The organism is Streptomyces sp. NPDC050485 (genome assembly GCF_044458185.1).
Taxonomy (GTDB): domain Bacteria; phylum Actinomycetota; class Actinomycetes; order Streptomycetales; family Streptomycetaceae; genus Streptomyces.
The window spans coordinates 108,129-127,004 of sequence record NZ_JBITHR010000023.1; the positions used below are offsets into that span (position 1 = coordinate 108,129).

An 18,876-nucleotide genomic window follows, 5' to 3' on the forward strand; every position below is an offset into this window, starting at 1 on the left:
CCGCACCGAGATGACCACCACCACAACCGCCGCCGAGATCATCGCCGACCTGAGGGCGCTCGGCGTCGAGCTCTGGGAGGAGGCGGGACAGCTGAAGTTCCGCGCCCCCAAGGGCCTGCTCACCGACGAGCGGCGGGCGACGCTGCGCGCGCACAAGGCGCAGATCGTCCAGCTGCTGGCCGCCGACGCGGACACGGTGACCGTGACGGCGGACCCGGCCGCCCGCCACGAGCCGTTCCCACTCACCGACGTGCAGACGGCGTACCTGCTGGGGCGCCAGGACTCCTTCGGCTACGGCGGCGTCGCCTGCCACGGCTACCTGGAGGTGACGTACCCGTCGCTGACCCAGGGGGCGCTGGAGGACGCGTGGAACCTGCTGATCGAGCGGCACGACATGCTGCGCGCGGTGGTCGAACGCGACGGCTACCAGCGGGTGCTGCCCGAGGTGCCCCGATGCGTCGTCCGGGCCGCCGACCTGCGGGACGCGCCGCAGCACGAGGTCGAGGCCGAACTCAAGGCGGTGCGGGCCGAGTTGGGCCACCGGATCTACCAGACCGACACCTGGCCGCTGTTCGAGCTGCGGCTGACCCGCACCGACGGCGGCGACATCGTGCACTTCTCGCTCGACGCGCTGATCGCCGACTGGGCCAGCGCCGGCGTGCTGTTCCGGGAACTGGACACGGTCCTCGCCGGGCACGCGGACCAACTGCCCGCACTGGACATCTCGTTCCGGGACTACCTGATCGCCGAGCGGCGGCTGCGGGAGACCGGCCGCTACCGGCGCGACCGCGACTACTGGCTCGCCAGGGCCGACGGCCTGCCGCCCGCCCCCGAACTTCCCTCGGTGCAGGCGGAGACCGGCGGTCCGGTGCGGTTCGCCCGGCACCACACCCGGGTGTCCTCGGACGCCTGGGCGGCGCTGCGGCGGCGGGCCGGTGAGCGAGGTCTGACCCCCTCGGTCGCCGTGCTCGCGGCGTACTCGGCCGTACTGCGGCGCTGGAGCCGGCGTGACCGCTTCTGCCTGAACCTCACGCTGCTCAACCGGCTGGCCCTGCACCCCCAAGTGCCCGCACTGGTCGGCGACTTCACCTCGGTGAGCCTGCTCGACCTCGCGGCGCCGGACGGGCGCACCTTCGCCGCGCACGCGGCGTCGATCGCCGACCAGCTGTTCTCCGACCTGGACCACCGGCTGTTCTCCGGGGTCGAGGTGGTGCGCGAGATCGCGCGGCGGCGCGGGCGCGAGGCGGCGCTCATGCCGGTGGTGTTCACCAGCGCGATCGGTCTCGGCGCCGGCCCCGGCAGCGGCACGATCGGCATCGGGATCACGCAGACGCCGCAGGTGGTCCTGGACTGCCAGGTGACCGACGACGCCGACGGCCTGACGGTCAACTGGGACGTGCGACAGGGGGTCTTCCCGGACGGGCTCGTCGAGGACATGTTCGCCGCGCTACGGACCCTGCTCGGCCGGCTGGCCGACGGTGACGAGGCGTGGGACGAGACCGAGCCGGTCGCGCTGCCGCAGTGGCAGACGAGCGAGCGGACCCGGGTCAACGACACCGCCGCCCCGCTGCCGGACTCCCTGCTGCACCACGGGATTCTGCGAGAGGCGGCGCACACGCCGGACGCGACGGCCGTGGTCGGCGCGACCGGCTCGCTGAGCTACCACGAGCTGGTGCTGCGCGCCGCCTCGGTTGCCGAAGTCCTGCGCGCCGGGGGCTGCGCGCCGGGTGAGCGGGTCGCGATCGTCATGGACAAGGACATCGAGCAGGTCGTCGCGGTGCTCGGCGTGCTGCTCGCCGGTGGCGTGTACCTGCCACTGGACACCACTCAGCCGCAGCTGCGCCGGGACAAGGTGCTCGCCGACGCCGGGGTCCGGCAGGTGCTCACCCAGTCGTGGGTCCTGGCCCGCACAGCGCTCCCCGCCGACCTGCGGGCGTCCGAGGTGGACACCCTGGCGCCGGCCACGGAGCCGCCGGCCGTCGAAGCGGGCGATCCGGACGCTCCGGCGTACGTGATCTATACATCCGGCTCCACCGGCGACCCGAAGGGTGTGGTGATCACCCACGGGGCGGCGCTGAACACCATCGTGGACATCAACGCCCGCTTCGGAATCGCCGCCGACGACCGGGTGCTCGGTCTGGCCCAGCTCGGCTTCGATCTGTCGGTGTACGACATCTTCGGCCCGCTCGCGGTCGGTGCGACGCTGGTACTGACTGATCCGGCCCGGGGCGCCGACCCGTCGCACTGGGCCGGCCTGGTCGCCGAGTACGGCGTCACGGTGTGGAACTCGGTGCCCGCCCAACTGCAGATGCTCGCCAACTACCTTGAGACCGAACCCGTGGCGGTCGGCTCGCTGCAACTGGCGATGCTGTCCGGCGACTGGATCCCGGTGACCCTTCCCGCCCAGATCGGCCGGTTCGAACCCGACCTGACGCTGGTCTCTCTCGGCGGCGCGACCGAAGCGTCGATCTGGTCGATCCACCACCCGATCACCGACGTCGACCCGGCATGGACCAGCATCCCCTACGGCACCCCTCTGGTGAACCAGGGCTTCCGGGTACTCGACGAGGCACTGCGGGACGCCCCCGTCTGGACGGTCGGCGAGCTGTACATCACCGGCGCCGGCCTGGCCGCCGGTTACCTGGGTGACCCCGAGCTGACCGCGGCGCGGTTCTTCGACCACCCCGTCGACGGGCAGCGGATGTACCGCACCGGCGACCTGGGGCGCTACCTGCCGGGCGGAGAGATCGAGTTCCTCGGCCGCGAGGACGGGCAGGTGAAGATCCGCGGACACCGCATCGAGCTCGGCGAGGTCGAGGCGGCGCTGCTGGCCCACCCGGCGGTGGGCGCGGCCGCCGCGGTGGTGTCCGGGACCGGGCATTCCGACCGGGCACTGCTCGGATTCGTCGAAGCCGCCCGCGGTTCCCGTACCGACGAGGTGGACACGGCGCGGCTGGGTGCGATCGTGCGCCGGTTCGCCTCCGAGCAGGTACGCGATCTCGACACCGACCACGTCGCCGGGCATGTGCGCGACCTGCACCGGGCCGCGCTCGCGTCCATGCTCAACGTACTTGTCTCCGCCGGCCTGTTCGCCGAAGGGCGGGCGCACACCGCCGAGGAGGTGCTGGCCGCGGCGAAGGTGAGCGAGCGTCACCACTGGCTGGTGCGCCGCTGGCTCGAACTGCTCGCCGACGCCGGATGGCTGGAGCCCGAGGCGGACACCCGGCGGTACCGGCGGGTGCGGGACGTGGACGACCGGACGGTCGGCGAGGCGTGGCAGCGGGTCGAGCAGCGCGCCGCCGAGGGGCTGTGCACGCCGGAGTTCGTGCGCTACCACCGTGAGCACGTCGACCGGCTTGCGGCGCTGCTCGCCGACGAGCAGAACCCGTTCGAGCTGCTGTTCCCCGAGGGCCGCCAGGAGGTCGCGCACGCGGTCTACCGCGACGACTCGATCGCCCGGCACAACAACCAGGCCGTCGCCGCGCTGCTGAACCGGATCGCCGCCGCGCACGACGCAACGCTGCAGGTGCTGGAGATCGGCGCGGGCACCGGGGCCACCACCGCCGCGGTCCTCCCGGTGCTCGACGGCCATCAGGTGGACTACCTGTTCACCGACCTGACCGCCTTCTTCCTGGCCGAGGCGCGCGAACGCTTCGGCGACCGGCCGTGGCTGCGGTTCGCCCTGTTCGACCTGGACGCCGACCACCGGGCCCAGGGCCTCGCACCGAACTCTGCCGACGTGGTGCTGTGCGCCGGCATGCTCAGCAGCACGCAGGACGTCGAGGCGGCGGTGGCGGCCGCCGTGGACCTGCTGGCGCCCGGCGGATGGCTGGTGTTCACGGAACCGACCGAGGATCACCCGCACGTGCTGCTCACCCAGGGTTTCATGATGGATCCGGCGGGCGGTGACCGCGCGCACGGTGGCACCAAGTTCCTTTCGCGCCGGCGGTGGCGCGAGGTGATCGAAGCCGCGGGCGGCGAGCTGGTGCTGAGCCTGCCCGATGACGACCACCCGATGGCGGCGCAGGGCATCCACGCGTTCGCCGCGCGCTTCAAGACCGACCGACGGCCGGTGACCGCCGAGGAGCTGACCGCCTTTCTGGCGCAGCGGCTGCCGTCGCACATGGTCCCGGCGCACATGCAGGTGGTCGACGAGCTTCCGCTCACCGGCAACGGGAAGATCGACCGGCGGACGCTGTCCGGCTGGCGGCCGGCGATCACCTCGGCGGCCGACCAGGACCAGGGCGGTTCGGCCGACGAGCTGGAGAGCCGGCTGTGCGCGCTGTGGGCGAACGCGCTCGGCATCGCCAGGATCGGCCGGGACGAGAACTTCTACGACCGCGGGGCCGACTCGCTGATCCTCGCCCGAGTGGCCGGCCGACTGCGCGAGGAGATACCTGAGGCGGAGCCGGTCGCCTACGACACCCTGCTGCGCCAGATGCTCAACGAGCCGACGGTCGCCGCGCTCGCCCGCTCGCTGCGCTCCGGCACCGCCGCGCAGGATGTGCCCGGGACGACGGGACCAGCGGCCTCGGCCGCAGAGCCGTCCTCGTGGCGCGGTGAGCGCGGCAACTCGCTGCTGATCCCGTTCGGCGGCAGCGGCGACGGACCGGTACGGGTGATGTTCCACGCGGCCCTTGGCACCCTGGACTACTTCCAGCACCTGGGCCGCGCGATGGCCGCGCAGGACCTCGGCCCGGTCGTCGGGTTCGCCGTCGCGGACACCGAGGAGTACCTGGCGATCGAGCCCAAGGACCTGGTGCACCGGGTCGCCGACGACTACACCCAGCGGCTCGTCGACGAGGGGTACACCCGGTTCCAGCTGGTCGGCTACTGCCTCGGTGGGCTGCTTGCCACCGAGGTGGCACGGCGGCTGCAGGAGCGCGGCATGGACGTCGTGGACCTGGCGCTGGTCGACAGCATCCCGATGTTCGTGGAGACCGACGAGGAGCTGGCCTTCGAGTCGATCTTCGTGCCGAACCTGAACCTCGACCCGGTGACCACGGTCTTCGGCGCGGGCGTCGAGCACGCCGACGTGTACCGGGCGATCGAGAAGCTGATGACGGACTACGACCGCAAGGTGCCGGCGGGTGCGATGGCCAGGCTGACCGGGGATCTGGGCCTGGAGGCCGTGGCCGCCGCAGTGCGCGAGCGGTCGCGGATCAGCCAGGACGAGCGGCTCGCGGCCTACGCGCGGGCCGCGGCGAACCAGGCCGGGGTGCCGGTGGGACCGGAGCTGGTACCGGCTCTGTTCCGGGTCTGCCGCCACAGCATGCGCGCCGCGCGGTTCGACCCCGAGCCGTACGTCGGCGACATGACCTTCCTGCGCTGCACCGAGCAGCAGTCGTTCGGGATCACCGCCGGGGTGGGGCACCTGGCCGCCCCGTTCTGGGCGGACACCTGCCTCGGCGAATTCACCGTCGTGGACGTGCCGGGCAACCACTTCAGCGTCATCGAGCCGCCACACGTCCAGGTGGTGGCCGAGCACCTGGCCGGGCCGCTGCGGGGTGAGTCGTGATCGGTGTCCTCGGCGGCTACGGCGATGTGGGAGCCTGCGCCTCGCGCGAGCTGGTCCGGCTCGGGCTGGGTCCGCTGCGCGTCGGCGGGCGCGACCTCGCGGCGGGACGCCGGTTCGTCGCCGGGCTCGGTACGCCAGAGGCCGTGGCCCAGGCCGTCGACTTCACCGACGAGGCGTCACTCCAGCGGTTCGCCGACGGCTGCCGGATCCTGGTCAACTGCGCCGGCCCGTCCCACGCCGTCGCCGATCGCGCGGCACGTGCGGCGCTGCGGGCCGGGGCCCACTACGTGGACGCGGCCGGCGACGACGCGCTGTTCGCCGCGCTCGACCCGGACGCCTGGTCCGAGCGGGCGGCGGTGCTGTCGGCCGGGCTGAGCCCAGGGCTCACCGGGCTCCTGCCGCGCTGGGCCGCCGCCCGGGGCTTCGCCGAGGTGCACGGCATGACCTGCTACTTCGGACTGCTGGACCACTTCACCGAGGTGGCCGCGGACGACTACCTCCAGGGCGCCGCCGACGGGGTGAGCGAGCCCCTGGCCGCCTGGCGCGACGGCCGGCGAAGGCCGGGCGCGCTGCGCCGACGCACCGAAGACCGGGTGCCGTGCTATCCCGGCGCGGCGACGCTGCTGCCCCAACTGCCCACCGAGGGCGAGCGGCTGGCCCGGGCGCTCGGAATCACCCGAGGGGACTGGTACACGGTGGTGGCGGGCGAGCACGTACGCGCCGCGTTCGACCGGGTGCGCGCCCTGGACCGGCGGGACGCGGTGGCGGCACTGCGCCGCGGCAGCCTGCTGGACCTGGCAGGACGCGAGCCCTATGTGGTGCTGCTGGCGCAGCTTGACGGGCTGTCGCAGGGCAGGCAGGTCACCGCGACAGCGGTCCTGCGCGGTCGGCGCAACTGCGAGCTGACCGGTGCCGTCACCGCGACCGCCACGCTTGCTGTGGACCGGGGCGAGGTGCCGGCAGGGCGGCACTTCGCGGCCGGGGCACTTGACCCGGTGTCCGCCATGGACCGGCTGCGTGCGGGCGGTGCGGTGACCGAGCTGTCGGTGCTGGACGCCGCGATCGAGGAACTGGGCGCCGTCGAGGAGGGCGTGCTGTGACGGACACCCTGCGGATCGCGTTGCACGGCGACGGTTTCGGCTCCGTTCACCGCCGCGCGCTCGGGAGGGCGGGGCTCGACCGCGCCGAGGAACCCTCGGACGGCGGCGCCTGCTGGGTGGCCGGGTCCCGAGTCGCCGCCGAGCTGCTGCGGCGCGGGATCGCGGTGCTGGCCGAGCAGCCGATGGGGCAGGAGGAGCTGGCCGGATGCGTGCGGCAGGCACACCGCTCGGGGGTGGTGTTCCGGCTCGCGGATCCGCTGTCCCGGCTTCCCACGGTCCTGCGGTTCGCCGGTGCCGCGCGGGCGTTGCGGGCGCGGGCGCCGATCGCCTACGTGGCGGCGTCGTGCGCCCGCGACTCGCTGCCCGCGCTGGTGCGGGTGCTCGGCGACGTGCTCGGCACCTTGCGGCCATGGGATTTCGACACCCTGGCGGACCCGCTCGGTACGTCGAGCGTGCTCGGCGGGCGCCTGGCGGATGTGCCGATCTCCCTGCGGGTGAGGGAGGAGCGGCCGCCGGGTGCGATGCCGGACATCGAGATGGTGCTGGGCGCCGCCGGTGGTGAGCTGGCGCTGACGAGCGTGTGCGGTCCAGTGGTCTGGACCTCGGGCACGGAGCGGGTACCGCTCGGGGATCCGGGCGGCCGGGATGACTGGACAGCTGCCGTGGAGGCCGAGCTTCGGGCGTTCGCCCAGGCCGTGCGAGGGTCGGGTGCGGCCGCCTCGGACGTCCAGCAGCAACTCACGTGCTGCCGGCTGCGGGAGGACGTGCTGGCCGCGCTCGGTCCGGCGCCCGAGGCAGCGACGGTCGGCGTTTTGGCCGCCGAGCTCGCAGCGGCGGCCGTCGAGGCCGCGGACGAGGACGCCCGGGCACTCCCGGACGAACTGCCCACGGCGGTTGAGACGCACGAGGCGGGGCTCACCGGCGTACCGGATCCGGAAGCCATCGCAGGCCTTCCCGCGGCCATGGAGCGGCTGGGAGAGATCAGCCTGGCCGCCGTGGCCGACCTGCTCTCCAAGGCGCTGCCCGGGGACGAGGCGAGGACCGAGGAGGAGATCACCGCCGTTCTCGGCGCGGCACCGAGACACGCGTGGCTGGTGCGGCGCTGGCTGCTCGCACTGACCTCACGAGGCGTCCTCCTCCAGGAGTCCGGCCGGTACCGCGTCGAGGCGATTCCGGTCGGCACCCGTGACGGCATGCGGGACGCCTACGCGAGGCTGGGGTTCCCGCCCGCCATGGCGCGGTTCCACGAGGCCGCGCTGGACGAGCTGCCCCGGCTGGTCCGTGACGAGGTGGCGGTGCAGCACGTGCTGTTCGCCGAGGGGCAGGTGCTCTCGGCGCTGTCGGCCTACCAGGACAACGTGTTCACCGGGTATCTGAACACCGCGTGCGGGTACCTGCTGGCCCGCTGCCCGCGCCCGGAGGGCGGGCCGCTGCGTGTGGTCGAACTCGGCGGCGGGGCCGGGCTGAGCACCGGCGCCGCACTGCGGTCGCTGTCCGGCCAAGCGGTCGACTACCTGTTCACCGACGTCTCCCGCATGTTCACCGTGGCGGCGCGTGAGCGCTTCGGTGACCACCCCGGGCTGCGCTACGGGCTGATCGATGTCGACACAGACTTCGCCGCGCAGGGCGTGACTCCGGCGACGGCGGACGTCGTGCTCGCCGGGAACGTGCTGCACAACGCGATGCACGTGGGGCGCACACTGCGCCGGATCCGACGCGCGTTGGCGCCGGGCGGCTGGCTGGTGTTCACGGAGTCGACGCGGGAGAACGACGCGGTCCTCACCTCGATGCAGTTCCTGCTGTCCGCCCCGCCGGGCCGGCCGCGCGTGGGCAGCGAGGACCGACGCGCCGGCTCCGGTCAGGTCTTCGTCGACGCCGAGGGGTGGCGGCGGGAGCTGGTCGCCGCCGGCTTCGTCCCGCATTTCGTCCTCCCTGACGCACGGTCGCCGCTCGCGGTGGCCGGCCAGCACCTGTTCTTCGCCACCGCGAGCTGACCATCAGGAGAGCCCCCTTGACGACACCCATCATCGACGGCCTCGAACGTCTCGCCGACCGCCCCGCCCTCGTGTACGAGGGCCGGGTGTGGACGGGCGCGGACGTGCTGGAGGAGGCCCGCCTCACCGGCCCGAGGCCGCCCGGCTCCGCCGGACCCGAGGCGCTCTTCGCCCACCTGGCCGCCGCCCTGGACGGCCGCGACTCCGGATCCCTGGCTGTGCTGCGCGCCGCGCTCGGCGACGATCCGGTGAAGGTCGTGATCGCGGCACCACCCGCGGGCTTCGGCGGTGACGCGGCGCTGGCGAGTTGGAGCTCGGGCGCCACGGTCCACCTCGGCGACGGACTGACCCCTGCCGAGGCACTGACGCTGCTGGAACACACCGCTGCGGACCGCGCCGTGCTCCCGGCGGCCCTGTTGCGCGAGCTGGTCGCCCACCCGGCCGCGACCATCACCGAGCTGTCGGCGGTACGGCGGGTGGTGCACGACGGCGGACCGGTCGACGTGGCCGGTGTGTTCGACGCGGAGACCGTCGGCGTGGACACCGGGCTCGACGAACGGACCGTGGCGCGACTGGCCGCCGAGACCGCGGCCGCGGCCGACGACGAGCTCGCCGGAATCGACCTGGCCGAGGCGGTCGCCGCCGTGGAACGGCTCGGCGCCACCGCCCTGCTGTCGATGCTCAACTCCCTGCGCCGCAACGGGTTGTTCACCTCGCCCGATGCCGCACACACCGAGGACGAGGTGCTCGCCGGAGCGCGGGTCGCCGCTGAGCACCGGCCGCTGATCCGCCGCTGGCTGCGGGTGCTGGCCGAGCAGGGGATGATCCACCGCGACGGGGACCGGCTGTGTGCCGCGATCGACGCCGAGTACTACTCCGACACCGCGCTCGAACGTGACTGGAAGGACGTCGAGCAGGCCTGGCTGGCCACGGCGGGTGCCGCCGGCACCCTCGACTACGCGCGGCGCAACGCCGAACGCCTGCCGGAGCTGATGACCGGGGCGGTGCAGGCGGTGCTGCTGCTGTTCCCGCAGGGGCGTACCGACCTCGCCAGGGCCCTGTACCGGGAGAGCGTCACCGCCCGCTACCAGCACCGGGCGGTGAGCGCCTTCGTGAGCGGGGTCGGGAGGGAATCGCGACGGCGGCTGCGGATCCTGGAGGTGGGAGCCGGTACCGGAGCGACGTCCGAGGTGCTGCTGCCCGCCCTGTCCGGCATGGACGTCGACTACCTGTACACCGACGTGTCACGGTACTTCCTGGACGCCGCGGCCGAGTACCTCGCGCCCTACCCATGGGTGCGTACCGGCCTGTTCGACATCGACGAGCCCCCGCGCGAACAGGGCTTGGCACCGCACTCCTTCGACGTCGTGGTCGGCGGCGGCGTGCTGAACGCCGCGCGTGACACCGACGCCTCGGTCGGGTGGCTGACCGAACTGCTGGAGCCCGGCGGGTGGCTGGTGATCACTGAACCCACCGTCGAGGAGTTCTGGGTGATGGCCTCGCAGGCGTTCATGCTGCCGGCCGCCGACGACGAGCGGGCCGACTCCGGTTCGACGTTTCTCACGCTGCCCCAGTGGAACCGGGTGCTCGACGACGCCGGTCTTGAGCGGGTCCTCGGCCTGCCCACCCCCAGCCACCCGCTGCAGCGGCTCGGCCACCGTGTCTTCGCCGCCCGCGCGCCCCGCCCCGCCGACTCCCGCGCCGCCGGCTTCCCCACCGAACGAGAGGACGATCACGCATGAGCACCCCGATTCCCTACCCTTTCAACGACTTTCACGGCATCGAGCTCGCGCCCGAGTATGCGTCGGCGCTGTCCGCGTCGGAGCTGACCCGGGTCAAGCTGCCGCAGGGTGAACCGGCCTGGCTGGTCACCCGTTACGAGGATGCGCGGCTGGTGCTCTCCGACCGGAGGTTCAGTCGCGCCGAGGCCGCCGACCGGGACGCGCCGCGCGCCATGCCCCGGACGGCGGGCGGGATCGTGATGATGGATCCGCCGGAGCTGACCCGTATCCGCAACCTGGTCACCAAGGCGTTCACCACCCGGCAGGTGGAGCGGCTGCGTCCGCACGTGCGCCGGCTCGCGGGCGAGCTGATCGACGCGATGGAGGCCGCGGGCCGACCCGCCGACCTGGTACGGGACTTCGCGCTGCCGATCCCGATGTCGGTGATCTGTGAGCTGCTCGGCGTCCCCGTCGAGGACCAGCCGAAGTTCAAGGGGTGGAACGACTCCCTGCTGTCGACCGGCGCCGGTACCGCCGAGCAGACCCGGCGCAACCTCGGCGAGCTGTCGCAGTACATCCTGGGGCTGATCGCCAAGCGCCGGGCCGAGCCGGGCGAGGACCTGATGAGCGCGCTCATCGAGGCCCGCGATGTGGACGACCGGCTGACCGAGATCGAGATGGTGCAACTGTGCATAGCCATCCTGATCGCCGGCTACGAGGCGACCGCCTCGCAGATCCCCAACTTCGTGGTGGCGCTGCTCGACCACCCCGAGCAGTTCGCGCGTCTCAGGGCGGACCCCGACCTGATGCCCGGCGCCGTCGAGGAGTTGCTGCGGTTCGTCCCGCTGGCCTCCAGCGCGATGTTCCCGCACTACGCGCTGGAGGACGTCCAGGTGGGCGGCACGCTGGTGCGCAAGGGAGAGCCGGTGTTCGTATCGATCGGTGCGGCCAACCGGGACGGGCAGCGGTTCGACGAGCCGCAGCGGCTCGACCTCGACCGTGACGCGCGCGCACACCTCGCGTTCGGCCACGGCATGCACCACTGCATCGGGTCCTCGCTGGCCCGGGTGGAACTCACGGAGGCGATGCGGGTGTTGGTGACCCGGCTGCCGGGGCTGCGGATCGACGGCGACATCGAGTGGAAGACCGCCACGTTCTTCCGCGGGCCCCGGCGCATGCCGGTCACCTGGTGACGGTCCTACCGCGACAGCAGCGCCGCCAGCGCGCGCTTGTTGACCTTGCCCAGACCGGTACGGGGAAAGGAGTCCAGCACCTCGATCCGGTCCGGCAGCTTGAACGCGGCCAGGCCGAGGCCGGTCAGATAGGTGGTCAGCTCGGCGCGCGTCGGCGGCGTTCCGCGGGCGATGACGCAGGCGCAACTGCGCTCGCCGAGCGCATCGTCGGGGATGCCGACGATCGCCACGTCGTGCACCGAGGGATGGCCGAGTACGAGGTTCTCCACCTCCTCGACGGGGACCTTGTCCCCGCCGCGGTTGATCACGTCCTTGATCCGCCCCTCCACCACGAGGTGCCCGCTGGGCAGCCGCCGCACCAGGTCGCCGCTGCGGTAGAAGCCGTCCGCGGTGAACGCGCTTCGGTTGTACTCCTCGGCCCGGTAGTAGCCCCGCAGTGTGTACGGGCCGCGCACCTGCAACTCGCCCACCTCGCCGGGGGCGACCTCGGCATCGTTCTCGTCGACGAGGCGTATCTCGTCGTCCTCGGCGAGGGGGCGGCCCTGGGTGTCGAGCACCAGCTCGTCCGGGTCGTTCAGCCGGGTGAAGTTCAGCAGTCCCTCGGCCATGCCGTAGACCTGCTGTATCCGGCAGTTCAGGAGGGGCCCGACGCGTACGGCGGCCTCGGCCTTGAGCCGCGAACCGCCGACCTGCAGCAGCTCCAGGCTGCTCAGGTCGGCGTCGGTCCACTCCGCGGCCTCCAGCCACAGCAGCACCAGCGGCGGGACCAGCGCGGTCACGGTGATCCGTTCGCGCTCGATGAGCGTGAACGCGTCGTCCGGGCTGGGCGTCGGGCAGAACACCACCGTGCCGCCGGCGTGCAGGGTGCCGAACGCCCCCGGGCAGCCCAGCGGGAAGTTGTGCGAGATCGGCAGCGCGACCAGGTACCGGGTGTCTGCGTCGAGTCCGGCGACCTCGCTGCTCGCTCGCGCGTTGTAGGCGTAGTCGTCGTGCGTCCGGGGGATCAGCTTCGGCAGCCCGGTGGTGCCGCCCGACAGCAGCAGGAGCGCCACGTCCGACGGATCGGGCTCCGGAAGGTCCACCGCGCGGTCGCCGCGCTCCAGCTCGGACAGCGCGGTGAACTCCTCGGCCTCGCCGACGACGATCACGTGCCGAAGGCCGGGGACCTGCTCGCGCACCGTCCTGGCGAGCGGGCGGTAGTCGAAGCCGACGTGGGTGTCGGTGATGACGTACGCGACCGCCTCGGACAGCCGCGCGAGGTGGGCGATCTCGGTCTGCCGGTGCGCGGGCAGCGCGAGGACCGGCACCGCGCCGATCCGGAACAGCGCGAAGCACAGCGGCATGAATGCGCCGATGTTCGGCAGCTGCACCAGGACGCGGTTCCCCGGGCCGAGTCCGAGCCGGCCCAGACCGGCGGCCAACCGGTCGGCGTGCGCGTCGAGTTCGGCGTACGTCCAGCGCCGTTCACCGTCGACGACGGCCACACGGTCTGGCCGCGCCTTCGCCCACTCGCGCAGCATCGCGCTCAGCGTGGTCCCTCGCCAATACCCGCGCTCGCGGTAGCGGGCGGCGAGATCACCGGGCCACTCGACGAATCCAGGCAGCATCAGCGGTCCTCCTGAAGAGTGCTCGACAAGATTAGTTAGGGCAGGCTAACTTCTTGTTCATTGTCCAAGCCGGTTGAGTCTGATCCTAACCACACGCCGAACCGAGGAGTACTGAGAAAACGATGAGCAGTTCCGAGGAGGACGGGAACGCACCGCGGACACCGAACGGCCTGCGCCAGGTGATGGAGTTGGTGAGTCTGTCGCCTCCGGTTCGCGCCGGCCTCACCAGGGCCGCCGGGCTGAGCGTGCTGTCCGGCATCGCCGGTGTCGCCGGATTCGTCTGCCTGGGCCTCGCGGTCGGTGAGCTCTTCGACCCGGCGCCGTCGGGCCGGGTCGTGGGGTGGTGGGCGGCGGGTGCGCTGGCCGGCCTGGCCGGCGCGTTCGGGGCGCGGTGGCTGGCCGAGGGCACCACCCACGAGGCGAGTTTCGAACTGGAGGTGACCCTGCGCCGCACGCTAGCCGACGCCCTGGCCCGGATGCCGCTCGGCGAGGTGCACCGGCTGGGATCCGGACGGCTGAAGAAGGTCATGCAGGACGACGTGAAGGCGCTGCACAGCGTCGTGGCCGACGCGCTGCCGTTCGTCGGGTCCAGCGTGGCACAGCCGGTCGCGGCGCTCGTCGCGCTCGGCATCGTGCAGTGGCGGCTGCTCGCCGCGGTGCTGCTGATCGTGCCGCTCGCGATGGTCTGCATGTCCTTCATGACCCGCGACTACGCCGAGCAGCGAGACCGCTACAACCGCGCCAACGAGGACGTCAACGCCGCGGTCGTGGAGTTCGTACAGGGCATGCCGGTGGTCCGCACCTTCGACGACGGCCGGACCTCGTTCGGGCGGTACTCCGGCGCCGTCCGGTCCTTCACGGTCGCGGTCGGGGACTGGATCGCGACGACCCGCGCCTCCGGCATCGTGACGCAGCTGTTCATCGTGCCGCTGCCCACGCTGCTCATCGTCGCCGCCACCGCGGTGCCGATGCTGACGGCCCACTGGATCACCACGACCGAGCTGCTGGTGGCCCTGCTGATCGGTGCCATGCCGATCGAGGCCATCGCCCCGCTGATGCACCTCAACGGCTACCTCAACGATTCGAAGGCGGCCGCGGCGCGCATCGCGGAGGTACTGGCCATCCCGCCGCTGCCGGAACCGCAGAGCCCGTGCGTGCCGGAGGACTCGTCGATCTCGCTGCGCGGCGTCACGTTCAGCTACGCCGGCGACCGGGGTCGGCCCGCGCTGGACACCGTGGACCTCGACATCCCGTCGGGTACGGTGTGCGCGCTGGTCGGCCCGTCGGGCTCCGGCAAGTCCACGGTGGCGCGGCTCGTGCCGCGCTTCTACGACGTGCAGGAAGGCTCGGTCCGAGTCGGCGGCGTCGACGTGCGCGACATCCGCAGCGACGTGCTGCTGCGACATGTCGCGCTGGTCTTCCAGGAACCGTTCCTGGTCAGCGGGACGATCGCGGAGAACATCCGGCTGTCCAGGCCGGACGCGACGGATGACGAGGTGCACGCGGCCGCGCGCGCCGCGGCCGCGCACGACTTCATCGTCGGCGAACTGCCCGACGGCTACGACTCCGTGGTGGGCGAGCGCGGTGGCCTGCTCTCGGGCGGCCAGCGGCAGCGGATCACGATCGCGCGGGCGATCCTCTCCGACGCGCCGATCGTGATCCTCGACGAGGCCACCTCGTTCGCGGACCCGGAGAACGAGGCGGTGATCCAGGAAGCGCTGGGCCGGCTGACCCAGGGCCGCACCGTCCTGGTGATCGCCCATCGGCTCTCCACGATCACCGACGTGGACCAGATCGTGGTCCTGGACGGCGGGAAGATCGTCGAGCGCGGCCGGCACGCCGAACTCGCCGCAGCCGGCGGGCGCTACGCCGCACTGTGGGAACGCCACGCGAAGGCGTCGGCCTGGGGACTGTCGGGCAACCGGACCATGGAGGCCAACCGATGACTCGCATCCTGCGTCTCATGCTGACCGCGGCGGGGCCCTACGCCCCGCAGTTCCGCGCGACGCTGCGTGTCTCGCTCGCCGCGACCGCCGTGCAGACGGCCGCGTACGCGGTGTTCGTCCCCCTGCTCACCGTGCTGTCCACCGACCCGGTGGACAGCGGGCGCGCCTGGATATGGGTGGGCGTACTGGCGGCGCTCGTGGTCACCGAGGCGGTGCTGCGGATCCGCGAGATGGGCTTCACGTACGACTACTGGCATCTGGTCACCGAGGACGCGCGGCTGCGACTGGGCGCCTCGCTGCGGTCGATGCCACAACAGGAACTGTCCCGGCGCGCCGCCGGCGACCTCACCACGGTCGTCGGGCACAACGTGACCAGCGCGGCCACCGCGATCTCCTCGCTGGCGGCGCTGTTCGTCAGACTGATCACGGTTCCGCTGTTGCTCGGCATCCTGGTGCTGGCGCTGGACTGGCGGCTCGGAGCGGTTCTCGTGGTCGCGACGCTTGCCGCGATCCCGCTGGTGCGCACCGTGCAGCGGCGCTCCAACGCCGGGTACCGCGGCGTGAACACCGCCGACGCCGCGGCGTCGGACCGCATCGTCGAGTACGTACAAGGCCTGCCGGTGCTGAAGGCGACCGGTCAGGCCGGGGCGGACTCGCCGCGGCTGCTGCCCGCGCTGCGGCACCAGCACGAGGCCCAGGCGGCGGCCACCCGCTCGGCGTCGATCCCGGTCGCCGGAGCGCAGTTGCTGGTCCAGGCGGCGATCGTGGCGCTGGTCTCGGCCGGTGCGGCGCTGGTGCTGGACGCGAGCCTGTCACTGCCGCTGCTGGTGGCGATCACGGTGACCGCGGCCCGGTTCGCCGAGCCGCTGGCGCTCGCGTCCGCGATGACGCAACTGTTCGAGATGGCCGAGGCGGCGCTCAGCCGGATCAGTGACGTGCTCGCCGTCGAACCGTTGCCGGTCAAGCCGGGCGGAACGCTGCCCGAGGCGTTCGACATCCGCTTCGAGGACGTGGAGTTCACCTACCGCGGTCAGTCCGAGCCCACCCTCGCGGGCGTGACCTTCGAGGTCCCCGAGCGCAGCTTGACCGCGCTCGTCGGCCCGTCCGGCTCGGGCAAGACCACGGTGACGAAACTGATCACCCGGTTCGCCGACCCGACGTCGGGCACGGTGCGGCTCGGCGGGATCGATGTCTGCGCCGTGGATCCGGACGAACTGCTGCGTCATATCGCCGTGGTGTTCCAGGACGTGTACCTGTTCGACGACACGATCCGCGCGAACATCGCGATGGGCCGCCCGGACGCCACCCAGGCAGAGATCGAGGCGGCGGCGCGCGCGGCCAACGTGCACGAGTTCATCGCCGGGCTGCCGCTGGGGTTCGACACCAGGGTCGGCGAGATCGGGTCCGCGCTGTCGGGCGGCGAACGCCAGCGGATCTCCATCGCCCGGGCGATCCTCAAGGACGCCCCGGTCGTCCTGCTCGACGAGCCGACTGCCGCGCTGGACAGCGAGTCGGAGGTCGTCGTCCAGGAGGCGATCGAGGCGCTGGTGGCAGGCAAGACCGTGGTGGTGATCGCCCATCGCCTGTCCACGATCGTCGGCGCCGACCAGATCCTGGTGATCGAGGACGGCGGGGTCGCCCAGCGAGGCACACACACCGAGCTGATCGCCGATCCCGGCGGCCGCTACGCCCGCATGTGGGCGGCGCAGGCCCGGGCTCGTGAATGGCACGTGCCGGCAGCATAGGGCCTTCCCGGACCGGATGGGGCGCCCGCGCGTACGGGGCTGCGGTCATGACCGCAGCCCCGTACGCGCGGGCATGCGCGGCGAGGCCGCTAACGGGACCGGATCTGCTCCAAGCGGGCGGCTATCCCGTCAAGTGTGCGCTCCACGGCGTAGTCGTAGAAGCTCGCGTAGAACCCGGCGAGCTGATCCGGCTGCCCCGAAACCTCCTCCACGAAGGCGCCCATCGCCGCCAGACCCGGCAGGTCCTCGCGGGTGCGCGACTGTGCGTACAGCTCCGACATCTTGGCGCGCAGCTCGGGACTGCGTTCGCGGTCGTCCTCGATCGCCACGAGCTGGCAAGCGGTGCTCAGCAGCACGTTGTAGGCGAGCACGCTCTCCTTGCCGAAACCCGCCTCCTGCAGCAGCGTCACGCCCCGGTCGATGATCGGTGCGGCCCGCTCGACGCCCGGGCCGTGCGCGGCGAGGCGCCGGGCCACCCCCGGGTACCGGCGCAGCACCCCGCGCAGCCCGCTGAGCAGCACACGGAACCAGTCGCGCCACGGCAGCGCGGTCGGCGGCACCGGGAGCATGCCGACCACCCGATCGAGCACCGCGTTCACCACGGCCTCCCGATCGCCGACGTGGTGGTACACCACGGTCGGATACGCCTCGATCGCGGTGGCGAGCTGGCGCACCGTCCAGTTGTCCAGACCATGCGTCTCGGTCAGGATCAGCGCCTGGTCGACGATCTTCTCGGCGGTGACTGCGGGAAGCCCCGCGGCCCAGCGTGAGCGCGGGCGGGAATCAGGGATCGAGGCTCGTGGTGCCATGGAGAAACCTTAGCGGAGCGCCGACGGCGAGCTGTACGGCGTCCAACAGATGGCGGCGCCCACCCCCTCCGAGGTGGGGCTGTGTCAGGATCCAGGGCGAGCCGCGGCGGCTCGGCCACCGGGTCGCTTCTGCCACGATCCGCCGAGTTCTGCGCCGCCTCGGCCTGCCGCCCGCACCCCAGCGCGCCTGTGAGCAAAGCCGGCGGACCTTCCTCCACGCGCAGGCTCACACGCTGCTTGCCCGCGACTTCATGCATGTGGACACCGTCTTCCTCCAGCGCCGGTACGTCTTCTCCGTCATGGAGATCAAGACCAGGCGCGTCCACCTGCTCGGCGTCACAGCCCACCCCACGGGCAAGTGGGTGGCCCAGCCGGCCCGCAACTTGCTGATGGACCTGGGCGACAGAGCCGGCGACTTCCGGTTCCTCATCCGCGACGGCGACGCGAAGTTCACCGCCGCCTTCGATGCCGTCTTCGCCGGCAACGTCACGACCGTGATTCCGATCCCGCCGCAGAGCCCCGCGCTCGAACGCCATCGCGGAACGATGGATACGCACCGTGCGCGCCGAATGCACCGACCGGCTGCTCATCGCTGGTGAACGCCATCTGCGCGCCGTGCTCGGCGAGTACGCCGAGCACGGCAACGCCGGGCGAGCCCACCGCGGCTTGGACCTGCGCGCCCCGGACGACGAACCGAGCGTCATCCCCATGCCCGGAGCCCATCACCGTGTCCCCATTGGCAACGAATCCGATGGCGCGCCCTCGTCTCCGCCTGCCGCACCCTGGCGCTGACCGCCACGCTGGGCGCGCCTGGCCGCGCCGCCACCAGAGACTTCAGCCAGTACATCGGCCTGGACGCCGTCCGTAGTCGGCCGCCTCTCCGGCCCGGACGATATTGCCTGCATCACCATTCCGGAGGCGGCCGACCCCGACGCTTCCCGAGCGCAGCTTCAGGCGGTCCGTGGCGGGCTTCCCGTCGGGCTTCAGCGTCCAGGAGTCGCCCGAACAGTCAGCTCGGTGAACACCACGGCGTCCAGGTCGGTCTTGTTGTGCGGGGCGAACGCGCGCTGGTCAACTTCTTCAGCAAGGGAGCCCGCTCCGGGTCCGCCCAGTCGGGTCGGAGCTCGGCGAGCTGCTCCCCGTTCAGCTTGATGCCCCTATGGATGTCAAGTCGCGTCTCGGGCTGGTCCTGTGGGATCTGCCGCCGGGTTTGCGGGGACAATGAGCCGGTAGATCTCTCGGG

General features: G+C 72.2%; 11 protein-coding genes. 9 read left to right on the forward strand and 2 right to left on the reverse strand.

Features of this window, described 5'->3' with window-relative positions:
• Positions 1–10: 10 nt before the first annotated feature.
• From ACIBK6_RS33770 to ACIBK6_RS33790, 5 genes are read left to right on the forward strand one after another with little or no spacing between them, the layout of a single operon-like run.
• On the forward strand, positions 11–5,518 hold the full coding sequence (locus ACIBK6_RS33770; RefSeq protein WP_399055815.1) for an amino acid adenylation domain-containing protein: 5,508 nt from the start codon (positions 11–13) through the stop codon (positions 5,516–5,518).
• Complete coding sequence (locus ACIBK6_RS33775) at positions 5,515–6,618, forward strand: saccharopine dehydrogenase NADP-binding domain-containing protein (protein WP_399055817.1); 1,104 nt, start codon at positions 5,515–5,517, stop codon at positions 6,616–6,618. The genes ACIBK6_RS33770 and ACIBK6_RS33775 overlap by 4 nt, the downstream gene beginning before the upstream one ends.
• Positions 6,615–8,612 carry a bifunctional Gfo/Idh/MocA family oxidoreductase/class I SAM-dependent methyltransferase gene (locus ACIBK6_RS33780; protein ID WP_399055819.1) on the forward strand — a complete coding sequence of 666 codons (1,998 nt, stop codon included), beginning with the start codon at positions 6,615–6,617 and terminating at the stop codon, positions 8,610–8,612. Before ACIBK6_RS33775 ends, ACIBK6_RS33780 begins: the two co-directional genes overlap by 4 nt.
• A 17-nt stretch (positions 8,613–8,629) precedes the next feature.
• Positions 8,630–10,354, forward strand: a complete 1,725-nt coding sequence (locus tag ACIBK6_RS33785; RefSeq protein WP_399055821.1) for a class I SAM-dependent methyltransferase — start codon at positions 8,630–8,632, stop codon at positions 10,352–10,354.
• Complete coding sequence (locus ACIBK6_RS33790) at positions 10,351–11,526, forward strand: cytochrome P450 (RefSeq protein ID WP_399055823.1); 1,176 nt, start codon at positions 10,351–10,353, stop codon at positions 11,524–11,526. The genes ACIBK6_RS33785 and ACIBK6_RS33790 overlap by 4 nt, the downstream gene beginning before the upstream one ends.
• Positions 11,527–11,531: 5 nt before the next feature.
• Here the strand turns inward: ACIBK6_RS33790 and ACIBK6_RS33795 are convergent, their stop codons facing one another.
• A complete protein-coding gene (locus tag ACIBK6_RS33795; protein ID WP_399055825.1) occupies positions 11,532–13,133 on the reverse strand; it encodes a (2,3-dihydroxybenzoyl)adenylate synthase in 1,602 nt (533 codons plus the stop codon).
• Positions 13,134–13,255: 122 nt separating this feature from the next.
• Here ACIBK6_RS33795 and ACIBK6_RS33800 point away from each other — a divergent pair, with 122 nt between their 5' ends.
• Both ACIBK6_RS33800 and ACIBK6_RS33805 read left to right on the forward strand, forming a co-directional pair.
• Positions 13,256–15,079 (forward strand): ABC transporter ATP-binding protein, encoded by a 1,824-nt coding sequence (locus ACIBK6_RS33800; RefSeq protein WP_399055827.1) that lies wholly within the window; start codon positions 13,256–13,258, stop codon positions 15,077–15,079.
• Positions 15,076–16,824, forward strand: coding sequence for an ABC transporter ATP-binding protein (locus tag ACIBK6_RS33805; RefSeq protein ID WP_399055829.1), 1,749 nt, complete (start codon positions 15,076–15,078; stop codon positions 16,822–16,824). Before ACIBK6_RS33800 ends, ACIBK6_RS33805 begins: the two co-directional genes overlap by 4 nt.
• Positions 16,825–16,913: 89 nt before the next feature.
• Here ACIBK6_RS33805 and ACIBK6_RS33810 read toward each other — a convergent pair whose 3' ends face one another.
• Positions 16,914–17,633, reverse strand: a complete 720-nt coding sequence (locus tag ACIBK6_RS33810) for a TetR/AcrR family transcriptional regulator (protein WP_399055831.1) — start codon at positions 17,631–17,633, stop codon at positions 16,914–16,916.
• A 299-nt stretch (positions 17,634–17,932) separates the two neighbouring features.
• On the opposite strand from ACIBK6_RS33810, the gene ACIBK6_RS33815 reads away from it, so the two are divergent.
• Positions 17,933–18,232 (forward strand): hypothetical protein, encoded by a 300-nt coding sequence (locus tag ACIBK6_RS33815; RefSeq protein ID WP_399055833.1) that lies wholly within the window; start codon positions 17,933–17,935, stop codon positions 18,230–18,232.
• Complete coding sequence (locus tag ACIBK6_RS33820) at positions 18,192–18,425, forward strand: hypothetical protein (protein WP_399055835.1); 234 nt, start codon at positions 18,192–18,194, stop codon at positions 18,423–18,425. The genes ACIBK6_RS33815 and ACIBK6_RS33820 overlap by 41 nt, the downstream gene beginning before the upstream one ends.
• Positions 18,426–18,876 lie beyond the last annotated feature (451 nt).

Coding starts and splice junctions, on each gene's coding strand:
- ACIBK6_RS33770 (WP_399055815.1), top strand. CDS start 11: ATGACCACCACCACAACCGCCGCCGAGATCATCGCCGACCTGAGGGCG.
- ACIBK6_RS33805 (WP_399055829.1), top strand. CDS start 15,076: ATGACTCGCATCCTGCGTCTCATGCTGACCGCGGCGGGGCCCTACGCC.
- ACIBK6_RS33800 (WP_399055827.1), top strand. CDS start 13,256: ATGAGCAGTTCCGAGGAGGACGGGAACGCACCGCGGACACCGAACGGC.
- ACIBK6_RS33795 (WP_399055825.1), bottom strand. CDS start 13,133: ATGCTGCCTGGATTCGTCGAGTGGCCCGGTGATCTCGCCGCCCGCTAC.
- ACIBK6_RS33790 (WP_399055823.1), top strand. CDS start 10,351: ATGAGCACCCCGATTCCCTACCCTTTCAACGACTTTCACGGCATCGAG.
- ACIBK6_RS33810 (WP_399055831.1), bottom strand. CDS start 17,633: ATGGCACCACGAGCCTCGATCCCTGATTCCCGCCCGCGCTCACGCTGG.
- ACIBK6_RS33815 (WP_399055833.1), top strand. CDS start 17,933: ATGGAGATCAAGACCAGGCGCGTCCACCTGCTCGGCGTCACAGCCCAC.